This is a genomic window from Pseudomonas sp. BJa5 (assembly GCF_030272875.2).
Lineage (GTDB): Bacteria > Pseudomonadota > Gammaproteobacteria > Pseudomonadales > Pseudomonadaceae > Aquipseudomonas.
The window spans coordinates 52,967-76,427 of sequence record NZ_JALRNG020000035.1 but is presented as its reverse complement, the minus strand read 5'-3'; the positions used below and the strand labels follow the sequence as shown (position 1 = coordinate 76,427).

Sequence of the window (23,461 nt, the reverse complement as noted above, 5' to 3'; positions counted from 1 at the left end):
GTCCCTCTCCCCTCCTTTGCGTCCGCTGTCTCTTGTCCGCCCCCTCTTTTGAGAGGAGGGGGGGCGGGGGGGCGGCGTCCCTCTCGCCGCCCCCCCCCCCCCCCCCCCCCCCCCCCCCCCCCCCCCCCCCCCCCCCCTCGACTTGCCCCGCGATGGCTTCCCCCCGTTTTCTGATACCATCCCCCCCGAAAATCTCGCACCCGCCTGTAGGCGATTCGTGCCAACAATAAAATTTGAGTTTTCTTGCTGGGGGATCTGGTGATGTTGAAGAAATACCTGTCGATGCTGCTGGTCGGCGTCACGGCGCTGATCGCGGTCAATGCCGCCCAGGCGGCCGGTGCCATCGACGACGCGGTCAAGCGCGGCACCCTGCGTGTGGGCATGGACCCGACCTACATGCCGTTCCAGATGACCAACAAGCGCGGCGAGATCGTCGGCTTCGAAGTCGATATCCTCAAGGCCATGGCCAAGTCCATGGGCGTCAAGCTGGAAATGGTTTCCACCGCCTATGACGGCATCATCCCGGCGCTGATGACCGACAAGTTCGACATGATCGGCAGCGGCATGACCCTGACCCAGGAACGCAACCTGAAGCTGAACTTCAGCGAACCCTTCATCGTCGTCGGCCAGACCCTGCTGATCCGCAAGGAACTGGCAGACAAGGTCAAGTCGTACAAGGACCTGAACAGTGAAGAGTACCGCCTGACCTCCAAGCTCGGCACCACCGGCGAGATGGTGGCCAAGAAGCTGATCGGCAAGGCCAAGTACCATGGCTATGACAACGAGCAGGAAGCGGTGATGGACGTGGTCAACGGCAAGGCCGATGCCTTCGTCTACGATGCGCCCTACAACGTGGTAGCCGTGAACAAGGCCGGCGCCGGCAAGCTGCTGTTCCTCGACAAGCCGTTCACCTTCGAACCCCTGGCCTTCGGCCTGAAGAAGGGCGACTACGACAGCCTGAACTTCATCAACAACTTCCTGCACCAGATCAAGCACGACGGTACCTACGATCGAATCCACGACAAGTGGTTCAAGGACACCGCCTGGCTCAAGGACATGGAATAAGGCCTGGGTCCTACACCTGGCTTGAAACCCGACGCGCAGGCTGGTCCTGCGCGTTCGCTTTTACGGAAGTACCTTAAGTGATCAAACACAAGAAAGCCCAGTGGCCCTGGCACGGGCTGACAGCGCTGGTCCTGGTGGGCCTGGCGCTGAGCCTGTACTACGCGACCTCGATGATTGCCTACGAGTGGAGCTGGAACCGGGTGCCGCAATACTTCGCCTACCAGGCGGAAGTCGCCCAGCGCACCAGCGAAAACGGCACCATCGAATCGATCGCCAGCAAAGGCAGCATGGCCAGCGTCACGGTGCGTGACGAAAGCGGCGCAGAGCAGGTGTTCGAGGTCGAATCGGCCAGCCTGCAGTTGTCACGTGGCGATGACGTGGCCGAAGGCGACCTCATCGGCGTCACCCACCATTGGGCGGCGGGCCCACTGGCCTGGGGCCTGTGGACCACCATCTGGATCTCGGTGGCCTCCGGAATCCTGGGCCTGGTGATCGGCCTGTTCGCCGGGCTCTGCCGGCTGTCGAACAACCCGACCCTGCGCGACCTGTCCACCGTCTATGTCGAGCTGGTGCGCGGTACGCCGCTGCTGGTGCAGATCTTCATTTTCTACTTCTTCATCGGCACGGTGCTCAACCTGTCCCGCGAGTTCGCCGGGGTCGCGGCACTGGCGCTGTTCACCGGCGCCTACGTGGCCGAAATCGTCCGTGCCGGCGTGCAGTCGATCGCCAAGGGGCAGGGCGAAGCTGCCCGTTCCCTGGGCCTGAACGCCGGCCAGTCGATGCGCCACGTGATCCTGCCGCAGGCGTTCAAGCGCGTGCTGCCGCCGCTGGCCGGGCAATTCATCAGCCTGGTCAAGGACACCTCGCTGGTCTCGGTGATCGCCATTACCGAACTGACCAAGAGCGGGCGCGAGGCGATCACCACCTCGTTCTCGACCTTCGAGATCTGGTTCTGCGTCGCCGGTCTGTACCTGTTGATCAACCTGCCGCTGTCGCACATGGCCAGCCGGCTTGAGCGGAGGCTTGCGCAAAGTGATTGAAGTCCGTGATCTGGTAAAAGTCTTCGATACCCGCGGCCAGGTGGTACGTGCGGTCGACCATGTCAGCACCAACGTTGCCAAGGGCGAGGTGCTGGTGGTGCTCGGGCCGTCCGGTTCGGGCAAGTCGACCTTCCTGCGCTGCCTCAATGGCCTGGAGTCCTTCGACGAAGGCACTGTGGCCATCGATGGCCTGCAATTGTCCGACCCCAAGACCGACATCAATGCCTATCGCCGCGAGGTCGGCATGGTGTTCCAGCACTTCAACCTGTTCCCGCACATGACCGTGCTGGAGAACCTGTGCCTGGCGCAGAAGGTCGTACGCAAGCGCGGCAAGGCTGAGCGCGAGGCCAAGGCCCGGGCGTTGCTGGACAAGGTCGGGATCGGCCAGAAGGCCAACGAGTACCCGTCGCGGTTGTCTGGTGGCCAGCAGCAGCGGGTGGCCATCGCCCGGGCCCTGGCCATGGACCCGAAGGTGATGCTGTTCGATGAGCCGACTTCGGCGCTGGACCCGGAGATGGTCGGTGAAGTGCTGGATGTCATGAAGACCCTGGCCCTGGAAGGCATGACCATGGTCTGCGTGACCCACGAAATGGGCTTTGCCCGGGAAGTGGCGGACCGGGTGCTGTTCTTCGACCATGGCAAGCTGCTGGAAGATTCGCCGCCCGAGGCGTTCTTCACCTCGCCCAAGGACCTGCGCGCCCAGGCGTTCTTGCGTCAGGTGTTGTAGGTTTCATCGCGGGGCAAGCCCGCTCCTACAGGTTTTCTGTATGCCCCAGATCCTGTAGGAGCGGGCTTGCCCCGCGATGCCTTTAAAGCTGGAACCTGCCCACCAGCATCTGCAAATGCGTCCCCAACCGCGCCAGCTCGACACTCGAGGCCGCCGTTTCTTCACTGGCCGCCGAGGTCTGGTCCGACACATCCCGCACATTCATCACACTTCGGTTGATCTCTTCAGCCACGGCGCTCTGCTGCTCGGCCGCTGCCGCGATCTGCTGGTTCATCGCCTGAATCGACGACACGGTACGGGTGATGGTGTCCAGCGAGGTGCCGGCCAGTCGGGTCAGCTCGACACTGCTGTCGGTCAGGCTGCGGCTGGCGTCCAGGGTGCTGGCGACCTGTTGCGTGCCGCTCTGCAACCCGGCAATCAGGGTTTCGATCTCTTCGGTCGATTGCTGGGTGCGCTGGGCCAGGCTGCGGACTTCGTCGGCGACCACGGCAAAGCCGCGCCCGGCCTCACCGGCACGGGCCGCTTCGATGGCGGCGTTGAGGGCCAGCAGGTTGGTTTGCTGGGCCACCGACTTGATCACGTCGAGCACGCTGCCGATCTTGTCGCTTTCGCTCTTGAGCTGGCCCATGGCCTCGCTGGAGTGGTTCATGCCGCAGGCCAGGCGCTCGATCTGGGCGATGGCTTCGCCCACCACCCGGTCACCCTCGCGGGCCTGCTGGTCGGCCATCAGCGCCGCTTCCGAGGCTTCTTCAGCGTTACGCGCAACTTCCTGGACGGTGGCGGCCATCTCGTTCATGGCGGTGGCCACCTGATCGGTCTCGACCTTTTGATTGTTGACCCCGGCACTGGTCTGCTCAGTCACCGCCGACAGCTCTTCGGCGGCGCTGGCAATCTGCGTCACGCCATCGCCGATGCCGCCGATCAGCTCGCGCAGGCCGACGGTCATGCGCTGCATGCTGCGTTGCAGCTGGCCCAGTTCGTCGCGCCGCTCGGTGTGCAGGTCCTGGCGCAGGTCGCCGCTGGCGACCCGGTCGGCGGCGCTGAGGGTCTGGCGCAGGGGGATGATGATCTGCCGGGTGATCGCCCAGGCGGCGAGGACGCCGAGCAGCAGGGCCAATGCCGTGGACAGGCCGAGCATGAACCTGGCGTGCTCTGCTTCCTCGTCGCGCAGTTGGGTCAGGGCCGTGGTCAGTTGCTGGCTCTGGTCGATCAGGATCTGGCCCTGGACGGTCATCTGCTGGGTCGCCTGTTCGGTGGCGGCCTGGGCGGCGCCGAACTCCACCACGGCGCCACGGTAGTGCTCCAGCGCTCGTGCCGCTTGCTGGAAGGTGCTGGTGTAGCTGGCCGGTAGCACTTCGGCCAGGGTGCGCAGCTGGGCGGTCGCCTGGTCGATGGCGTCGAGGGCGGTCTTCTGGAACTCGACCTTGCCGCTGTAGGTGTAGCCGCGCACCTGGAAGCGCGCCTGCTGCAGCAGCTTGCTGGCGCCGACGACACTGTTGAACAGGTTCAGGTCGCTGCCGCCGAGCAGCTGTTGCTCGACTTCGGCAATCAGCGAAGCAGCCTGGTCGGCGCTGCTGCCCAGCACCTCGCGGCTGGCTTCACGCTGGCGGGCGGCCTTTTCGGCACTGTCCAGGGCCTGGCGGTACTGGCGCACGGCCTGGCTCTGCTGTTCGATGCGCTGCTGGTCCTGGGGGCGGGTGATGCGCTGGTCGACCTGCTGCAGCTGGCGCTCCAGGTTGGCCAGGGCGTTGTTGAGCTGCTGCGCCGAGGCTTCGTCGCCCCGAAGCTGGTAGCCCTGGCGGGCAACGCGCAGTTCGAGGGTGGCCTGCAACACCTGGGAGATGCCGCCGAGGGTGTCGCCACGGTTGGTGATGCCGCTGATACCCTGCCAGCCGGTCAGGGTAATGCTCAGGGTCAGCAGCAGGACCAGGCCGAAGCCGATGCCTAGCTTGCGATTGACGCTCACGTTGCCCAGGTGCAGGGCTAACCAACGGTACATGGTGGGACTCCATTGCGATCGGCAGGGGCGATTATTGTTCTCGTGCCCCTGCATCGGCCTGGCGCCGCAAAACTGAAGTCAGAACAGACGAGCGAGCAGGGCGGTGACCGCCGTCTCCACGCGCAGGATGCGTTCGCCCAGCTGTACCGGGGCGAGCCCGGCCTTGCCCAGCAAGTCGATCTCGTAGGGGATCCAGCCGCCTTCCGGGCCGATGGCCAGGGTCACCGGCTCATCCAGGCCGCGCGGGCAGGGCGGGAAGGGGCCGGGATGGCCGACCAGGCCGAGGGTGCCCTGGGCAATGGCCGGCAGGCGGTCTTCGACGAAGGGCTTGAAGCGCTTCTCGATGATCACCTCCGGGAGGATGGTGTCGCGGGTCTGTTCAAGGCCCAGGACCAGTTGCTCGCGAATCGCTTCAGGTTCCAGGAACGGGGTTTGCCAGAAGCTCTTCTCGACCCGGTAGCTGTTGACCAGGATCAGCTTCGGTACGCCCATGGTGGCGACGGTCTGGAACACCCGGCGGAGCATTTTCGGTCGTGGCAGGGCCAGTACCAGGGTCAGTGGCAGCTTGGCTGGCGGCTCGCGCTCGAAGCTGACCGACAGCTCGGCTTCGTGGCCTTCCAGGCGCAGCACCCGGGCCTCGCCCATCAGGCCGCCGATTCGGCCCACGCGCAAGGTATCGCCCACGGCGACCCCGTGGATTTCCTGCATGTGGGTAAAGCGCCGGTCAGCCAGCACTACGCGGTCGGCCGCAATGAAATCGGCCTCTTCAAGGAGCAGCAGGTTCACGGTTGGGTCGCTGGCGGCTGGTCGTTGTGGTCGTCGCTGACGTCTTCGTGATGCTCGCCACGCTTGCGGATCAGCCCTCCGGCCAGCACGCCGACCTCGAACAGCAACCACATGGGCACTGCCAGCAGGGTCTGGGAGAAGATGTCCGGCGGGGTCAGGACCATGCCGACCACGAAGCAGCCGATGATCACGTACGGGCGGATCTTCTTCAGGTACTTCACGTCGACCACGCCGATCCACACCAGCAGCACCACGGCCACCGGGATCTCGAAGGCCACGCCGAAGGCGAAGAACAAGGTCATGACGAAGTCCAGGTAGCTGGAAATGTCCGTCATCATCGACACCCCTTCCGGGGTGGCGCTGGCGAAGAAGCCGAAGATCAGCGGGAACACCAGGAAGTAGGCGAAGGCCATGCCGGCGTAGAACAGGATGATGCTGGAGACCAGCAATGGAATGGCGATGCGCTTTTCGTGGCGGTACAGGCCGGGGGCGATGAAACCCCAGATCTGCTGGAGGATCAGCGGAATAGCCAGGAACAGCGAGACGATCATGGTCAGCTTGAACGGCGTCAGGAACGGCGAGGCCACGTCGGTGGCGATCATCGTCGCATTGGCCGGCAAGTGGGCGCGTAGCGGCGCCGAAACCAGGGTGTAGATCTGCTGCGCGAAGGAGAACAGCCCGGCGAAGATCAGGAAGATGGCCGCGACGCAGCGCAGCAGGCGTGTACGCAACTCGGTGAGGTGCGAAACCAGCGGCATCGGCTGGTCGTTTTCCGGAATATCGCTCATGGGGCTCGCGGCGGCTGGGTCGGTTCGGCGGTCGGGCTGGCGACCGGTGGCGTCGGTTCGCTGCCAGCGACAGGCGCGGCAGGCGGTTCGGGCGTCACGCTGGTGGGGTTGAGGATCTTGCGCGCTTCCTGCTCCATGGAGAGGATGTGCTCATTGTGCAGCTGGCGACGGATTTCATCGGCGCCGATCTCGCGCTCCACTTCGTGCTTGATCGCATTGAAGCTGCGCTTGAGGCGGCCGATCCACAGGCCGGCGGTACGCGCAGCCCCCGGTAGGCGCTCGGGGCCGAGTACCAGCAGGGCCACCAGGGCCACGAGCAACAGTTCGCTGAAGCTGATCCCGAACATTGATCAATCTTTCCTGATGGGCTCTTCGACCTTGTGTGCCTGGCCGTCGATGGTCTGCGGCTGGTTCAGCGGCGAAGTGGCCTGGGGCTGGACGGGCTGCACCGGCGGCGGGGTTGGCTCGGCGGGCTTGGACTCTTCCTCGTTCATGGCCTTGCGAAAGCCCTTGATCGATTCGCCCAGGTCGCTGCCGAAGTTCTTCAGCTTCTTGGTGCCGAACACCAGTACCACCACGACCAGCAGGACAACCCAGTGTTTCCAGTCAAAAATACCCATGGTGCAATCCCTCGAAATAGTTCTGTTTAGGCCGATGGCTGGCGCGCGGCTTTCTCGGCGTGCCCGGACAGGCCGAAACGGCGGTCCAGTTCATCCAGTACCGCCTGCGGGTGCTGGCCCAGTGCGGCGAGCATCACCAGGCTATGGAACCACAGATCGGCGGTCTCGTAGATGACATCACTGTAATCTGCGCTGTGGGCGGCATCCTTGGCGGCGATGATGGTCTCGATCGACTCTTCGCCGAGCTTTTCCAGGATCTTGTTCAGGCCCTTGTGGTACAGGCTGGCCACGTAAGAGCTGTCGGGCTCGGCGCCTTTGCGCGCTTCGAGCACTTCGGCCAGGCGGGTCAGGGTGTCGCTCATGTCAGTGTCCTGCGCTGTAGATGGCTTGGGGATCCTTGAGGACCGGGTCGACGGTTTTCCACTCGGCGTTTTCATACACGCGGTAGAAGCAGCTCTCGCGACCGGTGTGGCAGGCGATATGCCCCAGTTGTTCGACCATCAGGATGATCACGTCGGCGTCGCAGTCCAGGCGCATTTCGTGCAGTTTTTGCACATGGCCGGATTCTTCACCCTTGCGCCACAGTTTGCCACGGGAACGCGACCAGTAGATGGCGCGCTGCTCGGTGGCGGTCAGGCTCAGGGCCTCGCGGTTCATCCAGGCCATCATCAGCACGCGCCCGGTCTTGTGATCCTGGGCGATGGCCGGTACCAGGCCGTCGCTGTTCCAGTTGATCTCATCCAGCCAGTCTTTCATCTTCGACTCCAAAACTCGGTTCGATTCTCTGCCAAACCCTGGCGTTAGTGTGCCAGCCGCAGGCCCGGCTGGCTATCGACGCACAATCAGGTAGAGGCCGGCGGCCAGCATCAGCCAGGCGGGCCAGGCGGCCGGGGCGCTGAGGCTGACGGCACCGGCGGCGAGTGTCGCGCCACCGCCGAGCAGGCCGGCACCGAGCAGGCGCAGGGCCCAGCCGTCGCCCTTCTGTTGCCAGGCGGCGGGTGGCTCGGCCAGGTGCGGCTGCGACATGCGCTCGAGCAGGTCGCGGGTCATGCCGGCCAGGTGCGGGATCTGCTCGACCTGGCTGTGCAGGTTCTGCAGCACGGACTTGGGGCTGACCCGGTCGCGCATCCAGCGTTCGAGGAACGGCTGGGCGGTGCTCCACAGGTCCAGTTCGGGGTACAGCTGGCGGCCCAGGCCCTCGATGTTGAGCAGGGTCTTCTGCAGCAGCACCAGTTGCGGCTGGACTTCCATGTTGAAGCGCCGCGCGGTCTGGAACAGGCGCATCAACACCTGGCCGAAGGAGATGTCTTTCAGCGGTTTTTCGAAGATCGGCTCGCACACGGTACGGATCGCCGCTTCGAACTCGTTGAGCTTGGTGTGCGCCGGCACCCAGCCCGAATCGATGTGCAACTGGGCGACGCGGCGGTAGTCGCGCTTGAAGAAGGCGAACAGGTTGCGCGCCAGGTAGTCCTGGTCCTCGGGGGTCAGGCTGCCGACGATGCCGCAGTCGATGGCAATGTACTGCGGGCTCCATGGCTTGACCGTGCTGACGAAGATATTGCCCGGGTGCATGTCGGCGTGAAAGAAACTGTCACGAAAAACCTGGGTGAAGAAGATCTCCACGCCGCGCTCGGCGAGCATCTTCATGTCGGTGCGCTGGTCGGCCAGGGTGGCCAGGTCGGTGACGCCGATGCCGTAGATGCGCTCCATCACCAGCACCTTGGGGCGGCACCAGTCCCAGTAGACCTGGGGCACGTACATCATCTCCGAGCCTTCGAAGTTGCGCTTGAGCTGGCTGGCGTTGGCCGCCTCGCGCAGCAGGTCGAGCTCGTCGTAGATGGTCTTTTCGTAGTCGCTGACCACTTCCACCGGGTGCAGCAGGCGGGCATCGGCCGACACCCGCTCGGCGCCACGGGCGATCAGGAACAGCCAGGCCAGGTCCTGGGCGATGACCGGCTTGAGGCCCGGGCGCACCACCTTGACCACCACCTCTTCGCCGCTCTTGAGCTTGGCCGAGTGCACCTGGGCCACCGAGGCCGAGGCCAGGGGTTCGACGTCGAAGCGGCTGAACACTTCGCTGATCTTCGCCCCGAGCTGCTCTTCAATCATGGCCACGGCTTTTTGCGGGTCGAACGGCGGCACCCGGTCCTGCAGCAGCATCAGTTCGTCGGCGATGTCTTCGGGCAACAGGTCGCGGCGGGTCGACAGCAACTGGCCGAACTTGATGAAGATCGGCCCCAGGTCCTGCAGGGCCAGGCGCAGGCGGGCACCACGGCTCAGGTCCAGGGGCTTGCGCGGCAGCCAGCGCCAGGGCATCAGGTGCCGCAGGGCCATCAGCCACCAGGGCAGCGGCAGGTCGAACAGCAGGTCATCGAGGCGGTAGCGGATCACCACACTCTGGATGCGCAACAGACGGCGGACGGCAAGCAGCTTCATGCGTTATCGCTGGTATCAAGGGATCGGGCGAGGCGCTCGACGCGCGCCTCGAGGCGTTCAATGTCGACTTTGAGCGTGTCGAGCTCGCTGAAGCGGGCTTCGGCCTCACGCTGGCCGACCAGGGTGCGGGCTTCTTCGGCCAGGTACTCGGAGAGATTCTGGTTGAGGCTGGCCAGGCCCTGGCGGGTCCAGCTGGCGCGGCTGCGCAGGTGGCCACTGAGCAGTTGCGTGGCGACCGGCCCGAGCCAGCGCGAGACCTCGTATTCCCAGTCCAGCTCCAGGTCCTGGAGTACCGCAACCAGGTCCAGCAGCACCGCGCTGTCGCCTTCGAGCTCCACCTGCGGGCTGTGCAACACGGCGGGCTTGTCCTGGCTCAGGGCCAGGCGCACCAGGCTGCTGGCCGGGGCGCGCAGGGTGCAGTCGGCCTCCACGGACCAGTGGGCGGCGAGCATCAGGCCGTCGTCACCGGGCAGGATGAACAGCTGCAGTGCCGGCTGGCGGCAGTCGATGGCAATCACCTTGCCATTGAGCGCAGCCAGGCGCGGCAGCGCCGTGCTGTCCAGGCGCAGGACACGGTTCAGGCCATGTTCGACGCTGGCGAGAAGGCCGGCCAGGAGCATCAGGGCTTGATACCCCGGTGCAGGGCGACGATGCCGCTGGTCATGTTGTGGTAGGTGACGCGGTCGAAACCGGCCTCGACCATCATCGCCTTGAGGGTTTCCTGGTCAGGGTGCATGCGGATCGATTCGGCCAGGTAACGGTAGCTTTCCGAGTCGTTGGTGATCAGCTTGCCGGCCAGGGGCATGAAGGCGAACGAGTAGGCGTCGTAGGCCTTGGACATCAGCTTGTTGGTCGGCTTGGAGAACTCCAGCACCAGCAGGCGGCCGCCCGGCTTGAGCACCCGCAGCATCGAGCGGATGGCATCTTCCTTGTGGGTGACGTTGCGCAGGCCGAAGGCGATGGTCACGCAGTCGAAGTAGTTGTCCGGGAACGGCAGCTTTTCCGCGTCGGCCTGGACGAACTCGATGTTGCCGGCCACGCCACGATCGAGCAGGCGGTCGCGACCGACCTTGAGCATCGATTCGTTGATGTCGGCCAGGACAACCTGGCCGGTGGGGCCGACCAGCTTGGAGAACTTGGCCGCCAGGTCGCCAGTACCACCGGCGATGTCCAGCACCCGGTTGCCGCTGCGCACACCGGACAGCTCGATGGTGAAGCGCTTCCACAGGCGGTGCATGCCGCCGGAGAGCACATCGTTCATCAGGTCGTACTTGGCCGCCACCGAGTGGAACACCTCGGCCACTTTCTCGGCTTTCTGGCTTTCCGGTACGTTCTGGTAGCCGAAATGGGTGGTGGGTTCGGCGTGGTCGCCTTTGCGCTGATCGTTCATATCGCTTCACCGAAAAAAATTACCGGCCATTCTAGGGCGTACGACCGGATTTGTCTTGGCGGGGTGTGTCGCAGGTGGGGTGCGGGCATAATAGAAGTATGCCTTTGAATCCAGGATTGAACGAATGACCCAGATCAGCGTTGAACGCAAACACAGCCTTGGCCGCGAAGCAGCGCGGGAAAAGGCCCAAGCCCTGGTCGACAAGCTGGCCCGCGAATACGACCTGAGTGCACGCTGGGTCGGTGACCGGGTCGAGGTCAAGCGCAGCGGTGCCAATGGCAGCGTGCAGATCGGCGAAGACACCATCCGGGTCGAGCTCAAGCTGGGCATGATGCTGTCGATGATGAGCTCGACCATCAAGAGCGAGATCGAGCGGGCGCTGGACAAAGCCTTGGCTTGAGCCTGTTTCGCGGGGCAAGCCCGCTCCCACAGTGATCCACAACCCCGGTGGGAGCGGGCTTGCCCCGCGATGAATTCAGCGCAATTTCCCGCCTTAGGGTGAGGATTCTAATTTTTCTCCCTACCTTATGCTCAAGCCCAGCATCCATGGGCAGTTCCTCCCTATCCTTTCGAGTGTGAGGTATAGAGCATGGCTAAAGTGACACTGAAGAAAAAAGACGACACCCAGAACACCCTGGGTGAAGTGCGCGGCTACGCGCGCAAGATCTGGCTGGCAGGCCTGGGCGCCTATGCGCGGGTCGGCCAGGAAGGTGCCGATTACCTGAAAGAGCTGGTCAAGGCCGGCGAAGCAGTGGAGAAGCGCGGCAAGAAGCGCATCGACCATGAGCTCGACGCGGCCAATAACCAGATCGATTCGGTCAAGGGCGAGATCACCAGCGTCAAGGGCAAGGTCGAAGTTCAGCTCGATAAAATCGAAAAGGCTTTCGACACGCGGGTCGCCAGCGCCTTGAATCGCATCGGCATTCCGTCTAAACATGACGTGGAGGCACTTTCGGTCAAGCTCGATGAGCTGACTGAATTGCTCGAAAGTGTCGCGCGTAAACAATAAGGAGAGCGGGATGGCTGGCAAGAAGAACAGTGAGAAAGAAGGCAGCTCCTGGGTCGGGGGGATCGAGAAATACTCCCGCAAGATCTGGCTGGCTGGTTTGGGTATCTACTCCAAGATCGACCAGGACGGCAGCAAGCTGTTCGACTCCCTGGTCAAGGACGGTGAGAAAGCTGAAAAGCAAGCCAAGAGCTCCGTTGACTCGGCCAAGGCTTCGGCCAAGTCGGCTACCTCTCGCGTAGGTGACGTCAAAGACCGCGCACTGGGCAAGTGGAGCGAACTCGAAGAAGCGTTCGACAAGCGCCTGAACAGCGCCATCTCGCGTCTGGGCGTACCGAGCCGCAATGAAGTCAAGGCCCTGCACCAGCAGGTCGATACCTTGACCAAGCAGATCGAGAAACTGACCGGTGCTTCGGTCAAGTCGGTCTCCAGCAAACCGGCGGCGAGCAAGGCGGCGGCCAAGCCACTGGCCAAGGCAGCCCCGAAAGCGGCGGCCAAGCCTGCGGCAAAAACTGCAGCAGCCAAGCCTGCGGCGGCGAAAACCGCAGCGGCCAAACCGGCAGCAAAACCTGCTGCAGCCAAGCCTGCCGCGGCGAAAAAACCTGCGGTGAAGAAAGCTCCGGCCAAGCCAGCAGCACCGGCTGCCAGCGCCGCACCTGCGCCAAGCGTAGCGCCAGTGGCCACTCCGGCCCCGGCAGCACCGGCGCCTTTGGCTTCGGTGAGCCCGCTGAACCCGTCCTGATTTCAGGCGGTTGTCAGTCAGCGCCCGGCCATTGTGCCGGGCGTTTTCATTGTGGCCTCATCGCGGGGCAAGCCCGCTCCTACAGTCGCGATGCTTTCAGCCTTCCAGATACCTCAGGGCCAACTGCTCGGCCGCATGCCGGGACCCGTTTTCCAGGTGCGGCGCCACCAGCATCATCACCTGGTACACCACCACGCCGACTTCACCTTCGCGGGCCAGTACCCGCTGGTAATCGAGGGAGAACAGCAAGGTCAGGGTGATTTGTTCCACCAGTTGCCCCAGCGCCCGGGTATCGCTGACGACCTGGCCCTGGGCCTTGAGGCTGGCGAGCAGGGCGGCGAGGGTGCGCTTGAGGGCGTTGAGCAGGGTGCGCATGCCACGGGCCAGCTTGGGCAGGCGCCCGGTCAGGTTCGACAGGTCCTGGAACAGGAAGCGGTACTGGGCCATGCGCTCGACGATCAGGTGCAGGAACAGCCAGTAGTCCTCGGCTTCCAGGCGCACTTCGAGGGGCGGGTCGAGCAGCGGCGTCAGCTCTTCTTCGAAACGTTCGAACAAGCCCAGCACCAGCGGCTCCTTGCCGTGGAAGTGGTAGTACAGGTTGCCCGGGCTGATCCCCATTTCATTGGCGATCTCCAGGGTCGAGACATTGGGTTCGCCCTGCTGGTTGAACAGTTGCAGGGCACACTCGAGGATACGGTCGCGGGTTTTCATCCGTTCTTCTTGTTCAGCGCGCCTGGACGTAAGTGCCGGGCGCGGGGTCCATGGGAGGGTACGTCTGGTTACCCAGGGCCATCAGGGTTTCGCGTTGCGCACCGGAGCGCGCCTGAATCCACTCCAGCCACTGTGGCCACCAGCTGCCGTCGATCTGCTTGGCATCGTAGAACCAGGCACGCGGATCGCTGCTCAGGCGCGGGTTGTCGACGTAGTGCGCCTTGGGGTTGCCGGGCGGGTTGAGGATGCTCTGCACATGACCGCTGTTGGCGAGGATGAAGCGCTTGTTGCCGCCCAGCAGCAAGGTCGAGCGGTACACCGCATCCCAGGGGGTGATGTGGTCGTTGCTGCCGGCCACGCTGAAGCTGTCGACGGTGACCTTCTGCAGGTCGATCGGCGTGCCGCACACCTCAAGGCCCGCCGCATGGGTGAGCGGGTTGTGCTTGAAGAAATCCAGCAGGTCACCATGCAGTGCGGCCGGCAAGCGGGTGTTGTCATTGTTCCAGTAGAGAATGTCGAAGGCCGGTGGCGCCTTGCCCAGCAGGTAGTTGTTGACGAAGTAGTTCCAGATCAGGTCGTTGGGGCGCATCCAGGCGAAGACCCTGGCAATCTCCCGGCCATCGAGCACGCCTTTCTGGTAGGAGCGGCGTTTGGCGGCTTCCAGGGTCTGTTCGTCGGCGAACAGGCTGGCGGGGCTATCGATTTCGCTGTCGAGCAGGCTCACCAGGTAGGTGGCGCTGTTGACCCGGCGCAGTTGCCGCTTGGCCTGCAGGTGACCCTGCAGGGCGGCCATGGTCAGGCCGCCGGCGCAGGCACCCATGAGGTTGACGTCACGGCTGCCGGTGATGGCGCGGCAAACGTTCATCGCCTCCTCCAGCGCCTCGACATAGCTCGACAGGCCCCACTCGCGATGCCGCGGGTCGGGGTTGCGCCAACTGATCATGAAGGTCTGCAGGCCGTTCTTGAGCATGTACTGGACAAAGCTGTTGGCCGGACTCAAGTCGAAGATGTAGAACTTGTTGATTTGCGGCGGCACCACCAGCATGGGGCGAGCGTACTGGGTTTCGCTCATCGGCTTGTACTGGATCAGTTCCAGCAGCTCGTTGCGAAACACCACCGCGCCGGCGGTGGTGGCCAGGTTCCTGCCGACCTCGAACGCCTGCGGATTGACCTGACGCGGCAAGCCATCGTTGTGGCGCAGGTCGTCGAGCAGGTGATTGAGGCCACGCACCAGGCTCAGCCCGCCAGTGTTGAACAGCTCCTTGACCGCTGCCGGGTTGAGCAGGGAGTTGCTCGGCGACATGGCATCGTTGAGCAGGGCGAAGAGAAAATGCGCGCGGGCGCGGTCATCGCTCTCCAGCCGGCTTTCGTCGATCCACTGGCGGGTCTGCTTCTGCCAGGCCAGGTAGGCCTGCAGGCCGCGGCTGTAGAAAGGGTTGTGGCTCCAGGCCGGGTCATTGAAACGATTGTCGCGCGGGTGCGGCTGGTGCGGGGTGTCACCCAGCAGTACGCGGCCCAGCTGGTTGCCCAGGGCGAGCATGTGCTTTGCCGTATGCAGCGGATGGCGCAGGCCATGGCGGCTGACATTGCGCAGAGTCGAGATCAAGTCGCGGCCACGTACGCCGGCGATCGCGCTCTGCACATTCATATAGCTGGCGGGGACCGGAGCCGATCCCTTCGCGGGCTTGTCTTTCATCAGGCAACACTCCCTCGTCAGGCCATCAACAAACAGATCAATGCAAAAGCGACACCAACCTCATGCCATACACCGGGCCGCATGGCGTCCTGCCACGGGCTTCGCGTCAGCTTGGGGCGGGCCGAGGGTGCATGACGGCGCGTTGGCGCTCTTGCTCGAGAAACTTCATGATGATCGGGGCGACGGCTTCGGCCCGGGTGATCAGGAACAGATGGCCGTCGTCGATTATGTGTAGCTGGGCATTGGGAATACGCCAGGCCAGCAGGCGCATATTGACCAGTGGAATCAGCGGATCATCGTCGCCGGCCAGCACCAGGGTCGGCTGCTGGATCTTGTGCAGCCAGTGGATGCTGGTCCAGCCGAAGCCTGCGAACAGCTGCCAGTAGTAGCCCAGCTTGCCCGAGGAGCGCACCTTGGCGGCATGGGCCGTGGCCAGGTCGGGGTCGCGGCGAAAGGCCCCGCCATAGATCTGCGGGGCAATGCGAATGACATGGGACGGTTGTATATAGCGCCGGGGGCTGGCCATCAGCATCAGCACCTTGGGCTTGCCCGGCACCATGAACATGCCGGCGGCCGTGGCCGCCAGTACCAGCTTCTTGCAGCGCTCGGGGTAGTCATGGGCGAACTGCTGGGCCAGTGCGCCGCCCCAGGACACGCCGATGGCGTTGACCTGGCCATAGTCCAGGTAATCGAGCATGCGCGCCGTGAGCCTGGCCAGCCCGGGGAAACGGTAGGGGTGCCGGGGCGTGGAGGAGCCGCCGACACCGGGCACATCGAAGGCGATTACCTCCAGGTCCGGGTCCAGGGCCTGGATGAACGGGAACACCAGCTCCAGGTTGGCGCCGATGCCGTTGAAGATCAGCAAGGGCGTCAAGTGCGGTTTGCCAGGGCGAACCGCGGTGCGGATGCTCTGGCCATCCAGGTCGACGGTTCTGAACAGATACGGTTGCGGCATGCACGAAGCCCTGTGGTAATGGAATCGCCGTGGCCTGGCAGCGGCCACGGCAGCCGGAACATCAACGTTCGTGGACGTAGGTTCCCGGTGCTGCTTCGGCAGCAGCGTAGGCCCTGTTGCCCAGGCGCGTCGGCGCCTTCTTCAGCTCGCCCGAGCGCTCGCTCAGCCAGGCTTGCCAGTGCAGCCACCAGGAATCGGTGTGCTTGTGGGCGTTCTCCTGCCACTCGGTAGCCTCCGACGCCAGCTCGTTGCTGGTCATGTAGCGCGCCTTGGGGTTGCCCGGTGGGTTGAGGATGCTCTGGATATGCCCGCTGTTGGACAGGACAAACTCGATATTGCCACCGAACAGCTGGGCCGAGCGGTAGCAGGCCTGCCATGGGGTGATGTGGTCAGTGGTGCCGGCGACGCAGAAGATATCGCTGGTGACTTTCTTCAGGTCGATCGGCGTGCCGCACACTTCCAGTGCATCGGCGCGGGTCAGTGGGTTGCTTTTGAACAGTTCGATCAGGTCGCCATGGAAGGCGGCCGGCAAGCGGGTGGTGTCGTTGTTCCAGAACAGGATGTCGAACACCGGCGGCTCGTTGCCCAGCAGGTAGTTGTTGACCCAGTAGTTCCAGATCAGGTCGTTGGGCCGCATCCAGGCGAACACCTTGGCCATGTCGCGGCCTTCGAGCACGCCAGCCTGGTAGGAGTGACGCTTGGCGGACTCCAGGGTCTGCTCGTCGACGAACAGGGCGACCTGGGTGTCGAGAGTGGTGTCGAGCACGCTGACCAGCAGGGTCAGGGCGTTGACCTTGGTCTCGCCCAGGGCGGCATAGTGGCCGAGCAGGGCGGTGCAGGTGATGCCGCCGGAGCAGGCACCGAGCATGTTCAGATCCTTGCTGCCGGTGATGGCCAGGATCACGTCGATGGCTTCCTTGAGCGCATCGATGTAGGTGGACAGGCCCCACTCGCGCTGGGCCTTGGTCGGGTTGCGCCAGCTGACGATGAAGGTCTGCACATTGGAGCGCAGGCAGAAGCGCGCCAGGCTCTTCTCCGGACTCAGGTCGAAGACATAGAACTTGTTGATCTGCGGTGGCACCACCAGCAGCGGGCGGGCGTGCACCTGTTCGGTGATCGGTTGGTACTGGATCAGTTCGAGCACATCGTTGCGAAACACCACGGCGCCTTCGCTGGTGGCCAGGTTCTTGCCGACCTCGAAGGCGTCCATGTTCACCTGGCTGGGCATGCCGCCATTGTTGACCAGGTCCTTGGCCAGGTTGGACAGGCCGTCGAGCAGGCTCTTGCCGCCGGTTTCGAAGAAGCGTTTGACCGCTGCCGGGTTGGCCGCGCCGTTGGTGGGCGCCATGGCCTCGGTCATCAGGTTGATCACGAAGTGACCGCGGCTGATGTCATGTTCCGACAGGTTGCTGGTCTCGATCCAGTCGTGCAACTCCTTGCGCCAGGCCAGGTAGGTTTGCAGGTAGCGACGGTAGAGGGGGTTCTGGCTCCAGGCCGGGTCGTTGAAACGACGGTCGTCGCCCTGTGGTTGCAGGCCCGACTTGCCGAAGATCACATCCTTGAGCTCCATGCCGAAATGGGCGACATGTTTGACACTGTGCAACGGTTGCCGAATGGCCTGACCCAGCACCATTCGAGCAGAAGCCAGCAAATCCTTGCGACGCAAGCCGATGACCGGGTTCAGACCCAGGGTGTGTTCCGAGGCTTGGCGCTGCAGGTCATCGTTGTTCTTGTTACTCATCTACGACGCTCCGTTGTCCTGAGACGAGTACCGGCCTGCCGTGGGGCGTTACACAGGCGAGTGCACGGTACTGCTGCTCGGGTGACCAGTGATAACGAACTGCGGTCCTGCGGCCGGATGCAAACGACGATGAGCCATGCGGGTTTTTCTGCGTGTGAAGACAGCCTGCTTTCGCTCGCGACCTCTACATTCCGGCCTGACCCTGCGGGTAATCCGATGCAGGGAACTTGCCAGATCCATTGGTTACCCGACTTTTGGGTGATGCGCAAGACGGCCAATCGTTGGCCGTGGTGCAGGCATTCAAGCAAATAGAATTAGAAAATGCGCTCTAAACCCTGGAAGTCCCGGGCTAGAGCATCAGCTTGACCACGGATTCGTTGGGGTCGCGGGACTTGCCGGCCTTGGCCAGCTCGTCGAGATACTCGGCCCAGAGTTGTTCCTGGCGCAGGCACAGCTGTTCCAGGTACTCCCAGGTGAACAGGCCGCTGTCATGGCCGTCGTCGAAGGTCAGTTTCAGTGCGTACTGTCCGGCCGGTTCGATCTGGGTCAGGCCGACGTTGGCCTTGCCGAATTGCAGGATCGGATTGCCGTGGCCCTGGACCTCGGCGGAGGGAGAATGCACGCGCAAGAATTCTGCGGGCAGGTGATATACCTCGTCGGGCCCATAGGTCAGCGACAGGGTCTTGGAGGCTTTGTGCAGGTTGATGCCGGTGGGGAGTCTGGACATGGCTAAGGGCTCTTGGGCTATAAGCTGCAAGCTACAAGCTGCAAGAGAGGGCGTCCAGCGCGCTCAGCTTGCAGCTTGCTACTTGGAGCTTGCCGCTTTAGAGAATATAGCGCGACAGGTCTTCGTTCTGTGCCAATTCGCCCAAGTGGCTGTTGACGTAGTCGGCGTCGATGCGGATCGGCGCTTCGTCGTGGGCGCTGGCCAGGTCACCGGCGCTGAACGACACCTCTTCGAGCAGGCGCTCGAGCAGGGTGTGCAGGCGACGGGCACCGATGTTCTCGGTCTTCTCGTTGACCTGCCAGGCGATTTCGGCCAGGCGCTTGATGCCTTCGGCAGCGAACTCGATGTTCAGGCCTTCGGTCTTGAGCAGCTCGCGGTACTGTTCGGTGAGCGAGGCGTGCGGCTCGCTGAGGATACGCTCGAAGTCTTCCGGGCTCAGGGCCTTGAGTTCGACGCGGATCGGCAGGCGGCCTTGCAGCTCGGGTACCAGGTCGCTCGGCTTGCTCAGGTGGAAGGCGCCGGAGGCGATGAACAGGATGTGGTCGGTCTTGACCATGCCCAGCTTGGTGTTCACCGTGCAGCCTTCGATCAGCGGCAGCAGGTCGCGCTGCACGCCTTCGCGGGAGACATCGGCGCCGCCGACGTTGCCACGCTTGGCCACCTTGTCGATTTCGTCGATGAACACGATACCGTGCTGCTCGACCGCTTCCAGGGCCTTGGCCTTGAGCTCTTCGTCGTTGACCAGGCGGCCGGCTTCTTCGTCACGCACCAGCTTGAGCGCTTCCTTGACCTTGAGCTTGCGGCTCTTGCGCTTGCCCTTGCCCATGTTGGCGAACAGGTTCTGCAGCTGGTTGGTCATCTCTTCCATGCCCGGTGGGGCAGAGATATCGACGCCCATGTTCTCGGCCACTTCGATCTCGATTTCCTTGTCGTCCAGCTGGCCTTCGCGCAGGCGCTTGCGGAACAGCTGGCGGGTGTTGGAATCCTGGCTGGTGGTCTGGTCTTCGTTAAAGCCGGTGCGCGCCGGCGGCAGCAGGGCATCGAGGATGCGGTCTTCGGCCGCGTCTTCGGCGCGGTGGCGAACGCGGATGATCTCCTGCTCGCGCAGCATCTTGATCGCGGCATCGGCGAGGTCGCGGATGATCGACTCGACGTCACGGCCGACATAGCCGACTTCGGTGAACTTGGTCGCTTCGACCTTGATGAACGGGGCATTGGCCAGCTTGGCCAGGCGCCGGGCGATTTCGGTCTTGCCCACGCCAGTGGGGCCGATCATCAGGATGTTCTTGGGCGTGACTTCAACGCGCAGCTCGGCAGGCAGCTGCATGCGCCGCCAGCGGTTGCGCAGGGCAATGGCGACGGCGCGCTTGGCGTCGTCCTGGCCAATGATGTGGCGGTTGAGTTCGTGGACGATCTCGCGGGGGGTCATGGACATGGTAATGATGGTCCTTGGGCTCGATAAGTCAGCGTGGAAAAGCCCGGCCGCCGGGGCCGGGCGCCAGAACAGCTGAATTACTCGGCCAGGTCCTGCTCCTCGATGGTCAGGTGGTGGTTGGTGAACACGCAGATGTCACCGGCGATATTCAGGGCGGTTTCGGCGATTTCACGGGCCGAGAGATCGGTCTTCTGCAGCAGGGCGCGCGCAGCGGCCTGGGCGTAGGCGCCACCGGAACCCATGGCGATCAGGCCGTCTTCGGGTTCGACCACGTCACCGTTGCCGGTGATGATCAGCGAAGCGTCCTTGTTGGCCACGGCCAGCATGGCTTCCAGGCGGCTCAGGGAACGGTCGGTACGCCATTCCTTGGCCAGCTCGACGGCGGCGCGGATCAGGTGGCCCTGGTGCTTTTCCAGCTGGCCTTCAAAGCGTTCGAACAGGGTGAATGCGTCGGCGGTGGCACCGGCGAAGCCGGCGATGACCTGGCCGTGGTACAGGCGGCGGACCTTCTTGGCGTTGCCTTTCATCACGGTGTTGCCCAGGGAAACCTGGCCGTCGCCGCCCATGACGACTTTGCCGTGGCGGCGAACTGAAACGATGGTGGTCAAGGGGAGAGTCTCCACGCAGCGGGGCGAAAGTGCCTGATGCAGACTCATATGGGGGTGCAGGGAAGGATTTCAACCTTGCAGGATGAGTGGTAAGTGTTCAGGGCGTCATCGCGGGGCAAGCCCGCTCCTACAGCCTGTAGGAGCGGGCTTGCCCCGCGATTGACCGTCAGCCTTCGTGGCTGATATGCCCGTCCACCAGGGTGTAGCGCACCGCGCCCGGCAGGCAATGGCCGATGAACGGGCAGTTGTCGCCCTTGGAACGCCAGGTTTCGCCCGCCACGGTCGAAGCCTTGGCATCGAACAGCACCAGGTCTGCCGCGCCGCCCACCTGCAGCGTACCCGCCGGCAAGCGCATGGCTGCCGCCGGGCCTGCAGACAAACGTTGCAACAAAGTCGGCAGGTCGAGCAGGCCGTCCTCGACCAGGGTCATGGCCAGCGGCAGCAGCAGTTCGACGCTGCTGATACCCGGTTCGGTGGCGCCGAACGGTGCCAGCTTGGCATCCCGCTCGTGAGGCTGGTGGTGGCTGGAGATCGCCTGGATCACCCCGGACTTCACTGCCTCGCGCAGGCCGTCACGGTCGGCGCGGGTGCGCAGTGGCGGCTGGACGTGGTAGAGGCTTGAGAAGTCGCGCAGGGCCTCGTCGGTGAGGATCAACTGGTACAGGGCGACGTCGGCGGTGACCGGCAGGCCCAGTTGCTGGGCCTGGGCGATCAGGCGGGCGCCGCGGGCGCTGGTCAGCTGGCTGAAGTGCGCACGCACGCCGGTCTGTTCCACCAGCAGCAGGTTGCGCGCCAGGGCCACGGTCTCGGCGGTTTCCGGAATGCCCGGCAGGCCAAGGAAGCTGGCCATGGCGCCTTCGTGGGCCAGGCCGCCCTGGGCCAGGTCGCGGTCCTGGGAGTGGAACACCACGGTCAGGTCGAAGGTGGCCGCATACTCCAGGGCGCGGGCCAGGGTGCGGTTGTTGCTGAAGCTGTTCAAACCGTTGCCGAACGCCACGCAGCCGGCATCGCGCAGGGCAATGAGTTCTGCAAGCTGCTCGCCTTCCAGGCCCTTGCTCAGGGCGCCGATCGGGAACACCTTGCTGTGACCGGCTTCGCGGGCGCGGTCGAGGATCAGTTCGGCCACCGCCGAGGTGTCCAGCACCGGCTTGGTCTGCGGTGGGCAGCACAGGCTGGTGACGCCACCGGCTGCGGCAGCGCGGGTTTCGCTGGCGATGCTGCCCTTGCGGCTGTAGCCAGGTTCGCGCAGGGCGACGTTGAGGTCGACCAGGCCGGGGGCGGCGATCAGGCCCTGGGCGTCGATGCTGCGCGCCGCTGTGAAGCCGGCAGGCGCAGCGCCGATGGCAACGATCTTGCCGGCATCGATGTGCAGGTCGGCGGTCTGGTCCAGGCCGCTCTGGGGATCAATGACCCGGGCGCCAAGAATACTGAGGGTCACTGGGCGTTCTCCTGCTCGAATTGACGTTGGGCGGTCTGGCCGCTCATGGCCATGGACAGCACCGCCATGCGCACGGCGATGCCGTAGGTGACTTGGTTGAGGATCACCGATTGGGCGCCGTCGGCCACCGCCGATTCGATCTCCACGCCGCGGTTGATCGGCCCCGGGTGCATGACGATGGCATCGGGCTTGGCCCCGGCCAGGCGTGCGGTGGTCAGGCCGAACAGGCGGTAGAACTCACCTTCGCTGGGCAGCAGGCCACCGGCCATGCGCTCACGCTGCAGGCGCAGCATGATCACCACGTCAACGTCTTTCAGGCCCTGTTCCAGGTCGGTGTAGACCTTGACGCCATATTGCTCGATACCGATCGGCAGCAGGGTTTTCGGGGCGATCACACGGATGTCCGGGCAGCCCAGGGTTTTCAGAGCGAGCATGTTCGAGCGCGCTACCCGCGAGTGCAGGATGTCGCCGACGATGGCCACCGAGAGGTTCTCGAAACCGCCTTTGTGCCGACGGATGGTGAGCATGTCGAGCATGCCCTGGGTCGGGTGGGCGTGGCGGCCGTCGCCGCCGTTGATGATCGCCACCTCCGGGCTGACGTGCTCGGCGATGAAGTGCGCGGCACCGGAGTCGGCATGGCGCACGACGAACATGTCGGCGGCCATGGCCTCGAGGTTGCGCAGGGTGTCGAACAGGGTTTCGCCCTTGCTGGTCGAGGAGGTCGACACGTTCAGGGTGATCACGTCGGCCGACAGCCGCTGGGCGGCCAGTTCGAAGGTGGTGCGGGTACGGGTGGAGTTCTCGAAGAACACGTTGCACACGGTCTTGCCGCGCAGCAACGGGACTTTCTTCACGGCCCGGGCGCCGACTTCAAGGAAGGAGTCAGCGGTGTCGAGGATTTCGGTCAGCAGTTCGCGGGGCAAACCGTCGAGCGAGAGAAAATGGCGCAGCTGGCCCTGATCATTGAGCTGCAGCGGGCGCTTGGCGTCGATTGGCGTCATCGCGAGGGACTCTTAAAGGGCGGAAGCGAGGTCCTGGCGCTCGAGGGCGAGCGGGGCGGGTCCGGTCAATTTTACCCGTTCATGGGCGGCCAGCGACAGGGTTGCACCGACCACATTCGGGCGGATCGGCAATTCGCCGGCATCCAGGTCCAGCAGGCAGACCAGGGTGACACTGGCCGGGCGGCCATAATCGAACAGTTCGTTGAGGGCGGCGCGGATGGTCCGACCGCTCATCAGCACGTCGTCGACCAGTACCAGATGCTGGCCTTCGATCTCGAACGGCAAGGCCGAGGGGCGCACTTGCGGGTGCAGGCCGTTCTGGCTGAAGTCGTCACGGTAGAACGACACATCGAGGGTGCCCAGGGCGCTGTCGTTGCCCAGTTCCTCGAGCAGGGCCTGGGCGACCCAGACGCCTCCGGTGCGGATGCCGATGAAGCGTGGCTCGCTGATGTTGCGCCGGGCCAGATGGGCACGAAGGTCGACGGCCATCTGCCGGATCAGTTCGGCGGGATTGGGTAGGCTCATGCTTGCTCCTCAAGAGGCCGGGGGC

General features: G+C 64.1%; 26 protein-coding genes and 1 pseudogene. 6 read left to right on the top strand and 21 right to left on the bottom strand.

Annotated features, from left to right (window positions below; all coding sequences use genetic code 11):
* Window positions 1–264 precede the first annotated feature (264 nt).
* The 3 genes from M2D63_RS19515 to M2D63_RS19505 all read left to right on the top strand — a co-directional run bounded on the left by M2D63_RS19515 (window position 265) and on the right by M2D63_RS19505 (window position 2,832).
* Entirely contained in the window at window positions 265–1,065 is an 801-nt protein-coding gene (locus M2D63_RS19515) for a transporter substrate-binding domain-containing protein (RefSeq protein ID WP_285864635.1), read from the top strand.
* A 77-nt stretch (window positions 1,066–1,142) separates the two neighbouring features.
* Window positions 1,143–2,105, top strand: a complete 963-nt coding sequence (locus M2D63_RS19510) for an amino acid ABC transporter permease (RefSeq protein WP_285864632.1) — start codon at window positions 1,143–1,145, stop codon at window positions 2,103–2,105.
* Window positions 2,098–2,832 (top strand): amino acid ABC transporter ATP-binding protein, encoded by a 735-nt coding sequence (locus tag M2D63_RS19505; protein WP_285864634.1) that lies wholly within the window; start codon window positions 2,098–2,100, stop codon window positions 2,830–2,832. Before M2D63_RS19510 ends, M2D63_RS19505 begins: the two co-directional genes overlap by 8 nt.
* 82 nt (window positions 2,833–2,914) lie before the next feature.
* Here the strand turns inward: M2D63_RS19505 and M2D63_RS19500 are convergent, their stop codons facing one another.
* The 11 genes and pseudogenes from M2D63_RS19500 to ubiE form a co-directional block, all read right to left on the bottom strand.
* On the bottom strand, window positions 2,915–3,628 hold the full coding sequence (locus M2D63_RS19500; RefSeq protein ID WP_405310643.1) for a methyl-accepting chemotaxis protein: 714 nt from the start codon (window positions 3,626–3,628) through the stop codon (window positions 2,915–2,917).
* 144 nt (window positions 3,629–3,772) lie between these two features.
* Window positions 3,773–4,831, bottom strand: a pseudogene (locus M2D63_RS19495) (methyl-accepting chemotaxis protein); the annotation flags it as partial.
* A 78-nt stretch (window positions 4,832–4,909) separates the two neighbouring features.
* The gene (locus M2D63_RS19490; protein WP_285864630.1) at window positions 4,910–5,617 is read right to left on the bottom strand and encodes a 16S rRNA (uracil(1498)-N(3))-methyltransferase; all 708 of its coding nucleotides are present in this window, start codon (window positions 5,615–5,617) and stop codon (window positions 4,910–4,912) included.
* A complete protein-coding gene (tatC, locus tag M2D63_RS19485; protein WP_285864629.1) occupies window positions 5,614–6,405 on the bottom strand; it encodes a twin-arginine translocase subunit TatC in 792 nt (263 codons plus the stop codon). The genes M2D63_RS19490 and tatC overlap by 4 nt, the downstream gene beginning before the upstream one ends.
* On the bottom strand, window positions 6,402–6,752 hold the full coding sequence (gene tatB, locus M2D63_RS19480) for a Sec-independent protein translocase protein TatB (RefSeq protein ID WP_285864628.1): 351 nt from the start codon (window positions 6,750–6,752) through the stop codon (window positions 6,402–6,404). The genes tatC and tatB overlap by 4 nt, the downstream gene beginning before the upstream one ends.
* A 3-nt stretch (window positions 6,753–6,755) precedes the next feature.
* Complete coding sequence (locus tag M2D63_RS19475; RefSeq protein WP_285864627.1) at window positions 6,756–7,025, bottom strand: twin-arginine translocase TatA/TatE family subunit; 270 nt, start codon at window positions 7,023–7,025, stop codon at window positions 6,756–6,758.
* Window positions 7,026–7,051: 26 nt separating this feature from the next.
* Window positions 7,052–7,387 carry a phosphoribosyl-ATP diphosphatase gene (locus tag M2D63_RS19470; protein ID WP_285864626.1) on the bottom strand — a complete coding sequence of 112 codons (336 nt, stop codon included), beginning with the start codon at window positions 7,385–7,387 and terminating at the stop codon, window positions 7,052–7,054.
* A 1-nt stretch (window position 7,388) separates the two neighbouring features.
* A complete protein-coding gene (gene hisI, locus M2D63_RS19465) occupies window positions 7,389–7,781 on the bottom strand; it encodes a phosphoribosyl-AMP cyclohydrolase (protein ID WP_285864625.1) in 393 nt (130 codons plus the stop codon).
* Between the two features lie 72 nt (window positions 7,782–7,853).
* Window positions 7,854–9,461 carry a ubiquinone biosynthesis regulatory protein kinase UbiB gene (ubiB, locus tag M2D63_RS19460; RefSeq protein WP_285864624.1) on the bottom strand — a complete coding sequence of 536 codons (1,608 nt, stop codon included), beginning with the start codon at window positions 9,459–9,461 and terminating at the stop codon, window positions 7,854–7,856.
* Window positions 9,458–10,081 carry an SCP2 domain-containing protein gene (locus M2D63_RS19455; protein ID WP_285864623.1) on the bottom strand — a complete coding sequence of 208 codons (624 nt, stop codon included), beginning with the start codon at window positions 10,079–10,081 and terminating at the stop codon, window positions 9,458–9,460. The genes ubiB and M2D63_RS19455 overlap by 4 nt, the downstream gene beginning before the upstream one ends.
* Entirely contained in the window at window positions 10,081–10,851 is a 771-nt protein-coding gene (gene ubiE / locus M2D63_RS19450) for a bifunctional demethylmenaquinone methyltransferase/2-methoxy-6-polyprenyl-1,4-benzoquinol methylase UbiE (RefSeq protein WP_285864622.1), read from the bottom strand. Before ubiE ends, M2D63_RS19455 begins: the two co-directional genes overlap by 1 nt.
* Before the next feature lie 124 nt (window positions 10,852–10,975).
* Here ubiE and M2D63_RS19445 point away from each other — a divergent pair, with 124 nt between their 5' ends.
* From M2D63_RS19445 to M2D63_RS19435, 3 genes are all read left to right on the top strand, one after another.
* Window positions 10,976–11,251 carry a polyhydroxyalkanoic acid system family protein gene (locus tag M2D63_RS19445; protein ID WP_285864621.1) on the top strand — a complete coding sequence of 92 codons (276 nt, stop codon included), beginning with the start codon at window positions 10,976–10,978 and terminating at the stop codon, window positions 11,249–11,251.
* A gap of 189 nt (window positions 11,252–11,440) precedes the next feature.
* A complete protein-coding gene (locus tag M2D63_RS19440; RefSeq protein ID WP_285864620.1) occupies window positions 11,441–11,860 on the top strand; it encodes a phasin family protein in 420 nt (139 codons plus the stop codon).
* A gap of 10 nt (window positions 11,861–11,870) precedes the next feature.
* Entirely contained in the window at window positions 11,871–12,599 is a 729-nt protein-coding gene (locus tag M2D63_RS19435) for a phasin family protein (RefSeq protein WP_285864619.1), read from the top strand.
* Window positions 12,600–12,695: 96 nt separating this feature from the next.
* On the opposite strand, the gene M2D63_RS19430 is transcribed toward M2D63_RS19435, so the two are convergent.
* The 10 genes from M2D63_RS19430 to pyrR form a co-directional block, all read right to left on the bottom strand.
* Window positions 12,696–13,310 carry a TetR/AcrR family transcriptional regulator gene (locus tag M2D63_RS19430; protein WP_285864618.1) on the bottom strand — a complete coding sequence of 205 codons (615 nt, stop codon included), beginning with the start codon at window positions 13,308–13,310 and terminating at the stop codon, window positions 12,696–12,698.
* Between the two features lie 13 nt (window positions 13,311–13,323).
* The gene (gene phaC, locus M2D63_RS19425; RefSeq protein ID WP_285864617.1) at window positions 13,324–15,006 is read right to left on the bottom strand and encodes a class II poly(R)-hydroxyalkanoic acid synthase; all 1,683 of its coding nucleotides are present in this window, start codon (window positions 15,004–15,006) and stop codon (window positions 13,324–13,326) included.
* A gap of 106 nt (window positions 15,007–15,112) precedes the next feature.
* Window positions 15,113–15,961, bottom strand: a complete 849-nt coding sequence (phaZ, locus tag M2D63_RS19420; RefSeq protein ID WP_285864616.1) for a poly(3-hydroxyalkanoate) depolymerase — start codon at window positions 15,959–15,961, stop codon at window positions 15,113–15,115.
* 61 nt (window positions 15,962–16,022) lie between these two features.
* Window positions 16,023–17,702: a class II poly(R)-hydroxyalkanoic acid synthase gene (phaC, locus tag M2D63_RS19415; RefSeq protein ID WP_285864615.1), complete on the bottom strand. Its 1,680-nt coding sequence runs from the start codon at window positions 17,700–17,702 to the stop codon at window positions 16,023–16,025.
* Window positions 17,703–18,051: 349 nt separating this feature from the next.
* The gene (locus tag M2D63_RS19410; protein WP_285864614.1) at window positions 18,052–18,429 is read right to left on the bottom strand and encodes a DUF971 domain-containing protein; all 378 of its coding nucleotides are present in this window, start codon (window positions 18,427–18,429) and stop codon (window positions 18,052–18,054) included.
* 97 nt (window positions 18,430–18,526) lie between these two features.
* Window positions 18,527–19,864: an ATP-dependent protease ATPase subunit HslU gene (hslU, locus tag M2D63_RS19405; RefSeq protein WP_285864613.1), complete on the bottom strand. Its 1,338-nt coding sequence runs from the start codon at window positions 19,862–19,864 to the stop codon at window positions 18,527–18,529.
* A 77-nt stretch (window positions 19,865–19,941) separates the two neighbouring features.
* Window positions 19,942–20,472: an ATP-dependent protease subunit HslV gene (hslV, locus tag M2D63_RS19400; protein WP_038615396.1), complete on the bottom strand. Its 531-nt coding sequence runs from the start codon at window positions 20,470–20,472 to the stop codon at window positions 19,942–19,944.
* 166 nt (window positions 20,473–20,638) lie between these two features.
* Window positions 20,639–21,910: a dihydroorotase gene (locus tag M2D63_RS19395; protein WP_285864612.1), complete on the bottom strand. Its 1,272-nt coding sequence runs from the start codon at window positions 21,908–21,910 to the stop codon at window positions 20,639–20,641.
* Window positions 21,907–22,911, bottom strand: coding sequence for an aspartate carbamoyltransferase catalytic subunit (locus tag M2D63_RS19390; protein ID WP_285864611.1), 1,005 nt, complete (start codon window positions 22,909–22,911; stop codon window positions 21,907–21,909). The genes M2D63_RS19395 and M2D63_RS19390 overlap by 4 nt, the downstream gene beginning before the upstream one ends.
* A gap of 12 nt (window positions 22,912–22,923) precedes the next feature.
* Window positions 22,924–23,436, bottom strand: coding sequence for a bifunctional pyr operon transcriptional regulator/uracil phosphoribosyltransferase PyrR (gene pyrR, locus M2D63_RS19385; protein WP_285864610.1), 513 nt, complete (start codon window positions 23,434–23,436; stop codon window positions 22,924–22,926).
* Window positions 23,437–23,461 lie beyond the last annotated feature (25 nt).